The following is a 6,690-nucleotide window of genomic DNA, read 5'->3' as shown; positions in this document are numbered from 1 at the left end:
GTATTAAAAACAAAAAGGAGGGTTAAGGACCTGTTTTAATGTATAGTCTGCACGCTCTGAAATTATGGAAAACTTAAATTCTATTTTGTAACTTACAGTCCATGTATTGCCATTCTTCTGTAAAATCTTTACGTCTGTAGTTTGAGGAATGTGATCGGCATACTGATCGTAATTCGTGATTGTACTAAACACAGTTTCTATAGGAGCATTAAACAATACTATACCCGTTACATATTGAGGTTCCCCAGACTTTACATTATCAATATAAACCATCTGTCCATTTTGAAGAATACTTTCAAGCAATCCCGGTGAAGTAATTGCAAGCTTTTCCATGATTGAGTTTGAATTATCTGCACGACTTATCTTGGAACTCAGAGATACAACAATTATGCTGATAATTGTTGCTAACAATAATTTTCTCATATACCCCTCCTTTTTGTTTTTAATACGTTTTAATTTATTAGCTCAAAATGCGATAAATCGCTGAGCGCACCCTGTGTAACATCTTTCAATACAGCCTTAACCTTCATGCCCTCTTTTACTTCTCGCCAATCTTTCCAGCCTTCAAGTGTTCCCATAATAAGTGAATCCGAGCCTTCAAGCCTTACGGTACACGTTATAAAGGGCTTTTCAACAGGGTTTCCATGGATATCAGAGATGGTAACGGTAAACGCATCAAGCGTACCCTCCGGCTTCACTTCAACAACCTCATCAATATCTATGAGACACTTTCTGCAGTACGATGTGCCCGGAACGTAGACCGTACCGCACTTATGGCATTTTCTGCCGAGTATCTTTCTATCCTTTAATCCCTTTACAAAAAGATTAAGTGCATCAGCCTCAATCTTCCATTTATATGTTGTTAAGTCCCATGGACATTCTATTGTTCTTGTTTCTTTCGCCATAATACCTCCTTATGATTTTACAGGGGTTCTTCCAACCACCGTTACATTAACAAACTGGAAAAGGCCGCCCCAGCCATGCGCAACCGCATTCTCAATTTTCCCGGGTACCTGATGCCCGCCTTCGGCAATCCCCATGACCTGTAAGGCTGCCTCGGCAACCCTTACCATTGCAGAAGCACCTATTGCATTTGTACTCGTCACACCGCCCGAAGGATTAATCGGCATCTCGCCGTCTATTGTGAATGCGCCTTTATCAAGCATCTCGGGGGATTTGCCCTCATCCACAATACCAAGCCTTTCAGGCCACATAAGGTCCTGATGTGAAAAGCCGGAATAAACCTCTGCTACCTGGATCTCTTTCCTGGGATTGGTTATGCCCGCCATATCATACACCTTCTTTGCAGTTATTTTACACATGGCCTGCTCCGCAGGATCGGTGATCTGCCCTTCCACTAAATTGCCTGTCGTCGCATCAGATGTACCGGAACCAAGCCCCTTTACCCATGCTACCCTGTCCGTTAATCCAAATTTCTTTGCCTTGCTCTCAGATACCAGGATCATTGCCACTGCACCGCATGAGGTTGGGCATGTGTGTCCAAATCTTAATGGATAAGTAATGATCGGCGTTTTTGCTATATCAGCTTCAGTACATCCTGGCTGCTGCAGATGTGCATAAGGATTTTTTGCTGCATTAGATCTCATCAGTGCTGCAATCCTGTCAATATGCTCTATACCACCGTGCGATTTTGAAAGGTATGACATGGCCTGATAAGATGCACCGCCGGTAGAGCCTCCGCCGCCAAGGCCGCCCATGCCGCGTTCGTTGCTCATATCAGGACCGAAATTAAACAACGCGAACGCCTCTGGCAGGACTATGCCCATGAGTCCTACCTGAGAATCACCTTCGTCCTGTTTTTCCCATCCTATTGCCATAACAACGTCATACATACCGGATGCAACATGGTAATAAGCTGCCTGAAAAACAGAGGCACCGGTTGTTCCGCCTGTTGCTATCCTCATAACAGGCTTCATTGTTCCGCCAAAATGCTCGCCCATCCAGAGGTGCGGCATGTTTACCCCTTCAAATGTATGCATGTTGCCGACAACATAAGCACCAATATTATCCGGCTTGAGTTTTGTCTTACTCAGTGCATTGGTAACCGCCGGCTCTACTAATTCCGGTATACTTACATCCGGCCTTTTGCTTACGAATCTCCCATTGTAGCCAATACTTATAATTGCAACGTTTCTTCTCATTTTTCCCTCCTTACTACAAAAACGGCATTCTGTTGTGCACCGGGCCCATCCTGACCATGAACCAGTGCAGTTTTAGCGCCTTTTACCTGATTCTTTCCAGCCTCTTCATTAAGCTGTGCACATGCATCAGCAAGCCTTATAAGTCCTGTTGCATTGATTGGATTAGCACCGAGAGGCCCGCCCGAGGGATTTACAGGGAGCGCGCCATCAATCTTGCTCTCTCCATTCTTTACAACATCCTTACCGCTGCCTTCTTTAAATAGACCGAGCGCTTCTGCAAATATAGGCTCTTCCGATGCAAAGTTCGTGTGGAGTTCAGCCAGGTCGATCTCTTTTTTTGGATTCTTTATGCCTGCCATCTTGTACGCCTTCTGCCCAGCGGCCCTAAGGCTGTCCATCTTTATCAGATTCCTTTCACCAATGTAATAGTTATCCATGTAGTATCCTACACCCGTTATCCATATCGGTTTGTCGGTGAATTTTTTTGCAGACTTCTCAGAGGTTAAGATAACAGCACACGCGCCATCTGCATATGCAGAAACATGTGCCTGCCTTATTGGGGAATAGAGCAGTTTAGAATTTAGCACTCCTTCCATAGTTGGCTTTGCCTCTTTTCTTGCAGCATAAGGGTTATTGTTTGCATTCTTAAGGTTCTTGACTGTCAGCTTTGCGAGGTTGTCTTCTGTAAAACCATATTTTTGCATGTACGCATTAGCCTGAAGTGCTGCTATTGAATAAAAATTGATCAGCCCCCTTGGCCTTTCATAGACAGGGTCCATCACATAAGAGTGGATTAAAGGTACTCTGAATTCAGAGCCGGACATGCTGAATCCTATAACAAGTGCCGTATCATAAAGCCCTGAAAGTATTCTCATATAAGCGTATAATGCGGCATTGAGACCATCCGATTCGACCTTTGACTCGTCTTTCATATACGCCCCTATTCTCGGAACTATGTATACCTCTGAAATCGTTCTGCCGTCCGTAAAATCATTACTGGCAATGATGAATGTATCCATATCATCCTTTGTTATGCCCATATCGCTGTACAGCGATTTTACGAGTTCATAAACCATCCTTTCTCTGCTAACAGGACTATCAAAAGTATGTTTTGTCTGCTTATAACCGACTATCGCAACCCTTTTACTCATACTTGCCTCCTTTTTTTAAATCACTGTTACACGGGTTCAAAATATGCAAGATCATTGTAATCCCCCTGAGTCGTTTCTTTCCATACAGCCCTTAGCTTTATACCCGGCATCAGCTTATCAATAAACGTCACTTTTACAACAGCAGAAAGCAGGCTGTCTGCGCTATTGAGCCTGATCATACCTATTATATAAGGCTGCTGTGAATCCCTGATCTCCCCATTATCTATATTTACATAGGCAATGGTAAAGTTCTCGAGTATCCCTTGCTGCTCCATCTCTACGAACCGGTCAAGCTTCTTATGACAGATTCCACACACGGTACGCGGCGGCACATAAACTTTTTTACAATCCGGACATTTAATACCCAATATCTTTTTCTCTTTTAAACCGTTAAGATATGCTTCCAATGCCTGACCTACCCTGTTCTTATAAATAAACGTAATCGGCACCAACGCCTTTACTGTTTCTCCTGCCATACCTCCTCCTTTCTCATTATTAAACTTGTATTACAAAAGATCAAAATGAAAAGCAAGTATTTTGATTATATAATCAAAAATCCACACAAGTCTTTAATTCAAATCAACATATACATTTTTTATGTTCATAAAAGAATACATCGCTTCCTTTCCTCCCTCTTTACCAAAGCCTGATTGTTTCATTCCGCCAAACGGCGTTATTATAGTACACATAAATAATGACACAACTTGACCAAAGATACATTATTATACTAATGATATTGCCACTGAAGTGTTTTATCGCAAATAAAAGGAGGCTGTTATGAAAAACTTCGGCAAGATAGTTATATACGAGAATCTGAAAGAGATAGTAAACCCGGAACATACTGCAATCGTTATATGGGATGTTCAAAACGCATTGGTTGGATCTGTTTTTAATAAAGAAGATTTTACAAAGAAAATCAAGATTCTGGTAGACAGGGCAAAGCATAAGAACATACCGGTTGTGTATACAAAGATTACACCGCTGCCTAAAGAATACGAATCGTCATGGAGATTATACACGTCTATGCGTAGGTATAATATAGATGATCCTGAGAAGCTGCCGCAGTTTATGAAGCCTGGTTCTCCTGAAGCCGGGATACTGGACAGTATAAAACCCGACAGCAACGACATTGTTATAAATAAACATACAGCGAGTATTTTTATAGGCACGCATTTTGAGCATATGATGAGAAATAAGGGGATAACAACACTACTGTTTACAGGAATAGCAACAGAGTTTGGGATTGACTCAAGTGCAAGAGATGCCGCGAACAGGGGTTTTTATCCTATCGTGGTTGAAGACTGTGTTTCATCATCCGATAAAGAAATGCATGAAGCAGCACTCAAAAGCATGAAGAGAGTAACCATTGTAAGCAATTCCTTTGAGATCCTTAAAACGTGGGAATAGTCATGTATTGCCCAGAAAGCGGTTTTCTCGATTAAAAGCAAATCCTTTTTTTTTTAACTACAATCCCATCTTACCAGGGTTCATGATGTTGTTTGGATCAACAACCTTCTTTAAAACCCTGTAGATTCCCATTGCCTTACCATGTTCCTTGTCCATCCACTGTGCCTTTAGCATGCCTATGCCGTGGTGGTGGCTTATTGTCGCACCAACGTCTATGGCAGTATCCATCGCATCCTTCCATGTTTCCCTGTAGATGAGCTCCTTTTTAGCCTCATCATAAGTTGACGTTGCGAAGGTAAAGTAGATAGAACCGCCTTCCTGATAGACATGTGAGAAATGAGCCATAACAAGTGCGTGCCTGCCGATTGCCTCTTTCATACGATCATACAGATTCAACAGCTTGTCCCATGTTGTAGCAACCTCTATTGTATCTGCAAATGCCTTTATACTGTATATCGGTGAGAGGTTAAACGAAACATCATATCTGTGTTCCCACCAGTATTTGCCGGGTTCTTCCCCCATATCCGTACCGCCATGGGCTGTCATAATGTTAAACGCTATCCTTTGTTCAACCTCTGTTACCTCAGGCTTACCTTCAAATGTAAGTATAAGAAGGTTGTTTGAAGGGAGCAGCTTTATTACGCTGTTGGCAACGGATGGTATAGTAAGCACCATACGTTCCGCCTTTTTCATGAGGACCTTTTTGAAATCCTCTGTATGCTCGCCTTCCTGCTCTGTCGATAGCAGTTTTTTGCTGCCCTTTCCCGAGCCTATCATAAATGTATCTATCTCATCATAGAGTCTTACGGCAGCTGGCTTTATCCCTGTCTGCATGAGCTCCCTGATCGCTGAGAGTGCGTCCTTTACAGTATGGAACATTACGCCGTTGAACCTTCTTGATTCGGGATACGGGTTTATCCTAAGTGTTGCAGACGTTATGATGCCGAGCGTGCCTTCCGAGCCCACCATCAGCTGTTTGAAATCCGGGCCAGTTGCGGAACGCGGCGTTACTTTTGTTTTAAGGACATCGCCGTCAGGCATAACAGCCTCTATCCCGAGTACCATATCTTCCATCTTCCCATACCTTGATGAGAGCTGGCCCGCTGATCTTGCTGCAAGCCACCCTCCAACGGTGGAACACCATATTGAAGACGGGAAATGACCCAGTGTGTAACCTTTCGCATTAAGCTCCCTTTCAAACAATTCACCGATAATGCCGCTCTCAACCTCCGCCGTAAGTGAATACGCATCAAGCCTTCTAATCCTGTTCATCTTTTTCATATCTACAATGATTCCTCCGCCAACCGGGTTTGCTCCGCCGCATACGCCGGAACCGCTGCCATAAGGAATCAAAGGCACTCTGTATTCGTTTGCAAAAAGAACAAGCTTCTGAATTTGCTCAAGCGTTTCCGGCCAGACAATTGCATCCGGTTTCGGCAGAATCTTCCCTTGCTGTGTGAATATCGTACCTATAGGGTTTAAGTCCCTTGAATATGTGATGAGCGCAGAAACATCTTCGCTGTACGCCCTGCCGGTAAATATCTCTTTTAAAACGTGTTTTATACGTTCATCCATGCATTCATATCCTTGTATAACATGATGACCTGTTTCATCTGTACACCTGTCGGGCAATGAACAAGACACGTATCGCATGTTTTACATGAATCAACAAGTGCGGCTGAATAGATGAGCTCCGGAAGCATTCTTGAGTATGTTGTGTATAGATATGCAGGGGGCACCGCATGTTTTACCGCATTGCATTCGCCCACACATATACCGCAGCCTATGCACCATTGTAATGACGGATAAAGGGCTCTAAGCTCTTTACTAACAGGATTAAGCCCGCTGTACTGCTTTGTGAACCTTTCATATCCTTTAGCGCCGTAGATTAGTACAAATGGCTTTTTTATTAGGTGTATTATAAATCTATACACGAGGTTTAATTTTGCTAAAATATCCTTTTTACCCAT

General features: G+C 43.0%; 9 protein-coding genes. 1 reads left to right on the top strand and 8 read right to left on the bottom strand.

Going from position 1 to position 6,690, the window contains the following annotated elements; translation table 11 throughout:
- Positions 1 to 3 precede the first annotated feature (3 nt).
- The 6 genes from M1381_05915 to M1381_05890 all read right to left on the bottom strand — a co-directional run bounded on the left by M1381_05915 (position 4) and on the right by M1381_05890 (position 3,972).
- Entirely contained in the window at positions 4 to 423 is a 420-nt protein-coding gene (locus M1381_05915) for a hypothetical protein (protein ID MCL4478622.1), read from the bottom strand.
- A gap of 29 nt (positions 424 to 452) precedes the next feature.
- Positions 453 to 905 carry a Zn-ribbon domain-containing OB-fold protein gene (locus M1381_05910; protein MCL4478621.1) on the bottom strand — a complete coding sequence of 151 codons (453 nt, stop codon included), beginning with the start codon at positions 903 to 905 and terminating at the stop codon, positions 453 to 455.
- A 9-nt stretch (positions 906 to 914) separates the two neighbouring features.
- Positions 915 to 2,162 carry a hypothetical protein gene (locus tag M1381_05905; protein ID MCL4478620.1) on the bottom strand — a complete coding sequence of 416 codons (1,248 nt, stop codon included), beginning with the start codon at positions 2,160 to 2,162 and terminating at the stop codon, positions 915 to 917.
- On the bottom strand, positions 2,159 to 3,313 hold the full coding sequence (locus tag M1381_05900) for a thiolase family protein (GenBank protein ID MCL4478619.1): 1,155 nt from the start codon (positions 3,311 to 3,313) through the stop codon (positions 2,159 to 2,161). The genes M1381_05905 and M1381_05900 overlap by 4 nt, the downstream gene beginning before the upstream one ends.
- A gap of 26 nt (positions 3,314 to 3,339) precedes the next feature.
- Complete coding sequence (locus M1381_05895; GenBank protein ID MCL4478618.1) at positions 3,340 to 3,789, bottom strand: Zn-ribbon domain-containing OB-fold protein; 450 nt, start codon at positions 3,787 to 3,789, stop codon at positions 3,340 to 3,342.
- A 93-nt stretch (positions 3,790 to 3,882) separates the two neighbouring features.
- A complete protein-coding gene (locus tag M1381_05890; protein ID MCL4478617.1) occupies positions 3,883 to 3,972 on the bottom strand; it encodes a hypothetical protein in 90 nt (29 codons plus the stop codon).
- 118 nt (positions 3,973 to 4,090) lie between these two features.
- Between M1381_05890 and M1381_05885 the strand changes: the two genes are divergently transcribed.
- Entirely contained in the window at positions 4,091 to 4,720 is a 630-nt protein-coding gene (locus M1381_05885) for a cysteine hydrolase (protein MCL4478616.1), read from the top strand.
- Positions 4,721 to 4,777: 57 nt separating this feature from the next.
- Here M1381_05885 and M1381_05880 read toward each other — a convergent pair whose 3' ends face one another.
- Together M1381_05880 and M1381_05875 are read right to left on the bottom strand one after the other, a co-directional pair.
- Positions 4,778 to 6,295 (bottom strand): FAD-binding oxidoreductase, encoded by a 1,518-nt coding sequence (locus tag M1381_05880; GenBank protein MCL4478615.1) that lies wholly within the window; start codon positions 6,293 to 6,295, stop codon positions 4,778 to 4,780.
- Positions 6,280 to 6,690: a 4Fe-4S dicluster domain-containing protein gene (locus M1381_05875; protein MCL4478614.1), complete on the bottom strand. Its 411-nt coding sequence runs from the start codon at positions 6,688 to 6,690 to the stop codon at positions 6,280 to 6,282. Before M1381_05875 ends, M1381_05880 begins: the two co-directional genes overlap by 16 nt.

Source organism: Deltaproteobacteria bacterium, from assembly GCA_023382265.1.
In the GTDB taxonomy this organism is placed as follows: domain Bacteria; phylum JAMCPX01; class JAMCPX01; order JAMCPX01; family JAMCPX01; genus JAMCPX01.
Note: the sequence above shows the minus strand (reverse complement) of the source record. Positions and strands in the feature narration are given on the sequence as shown.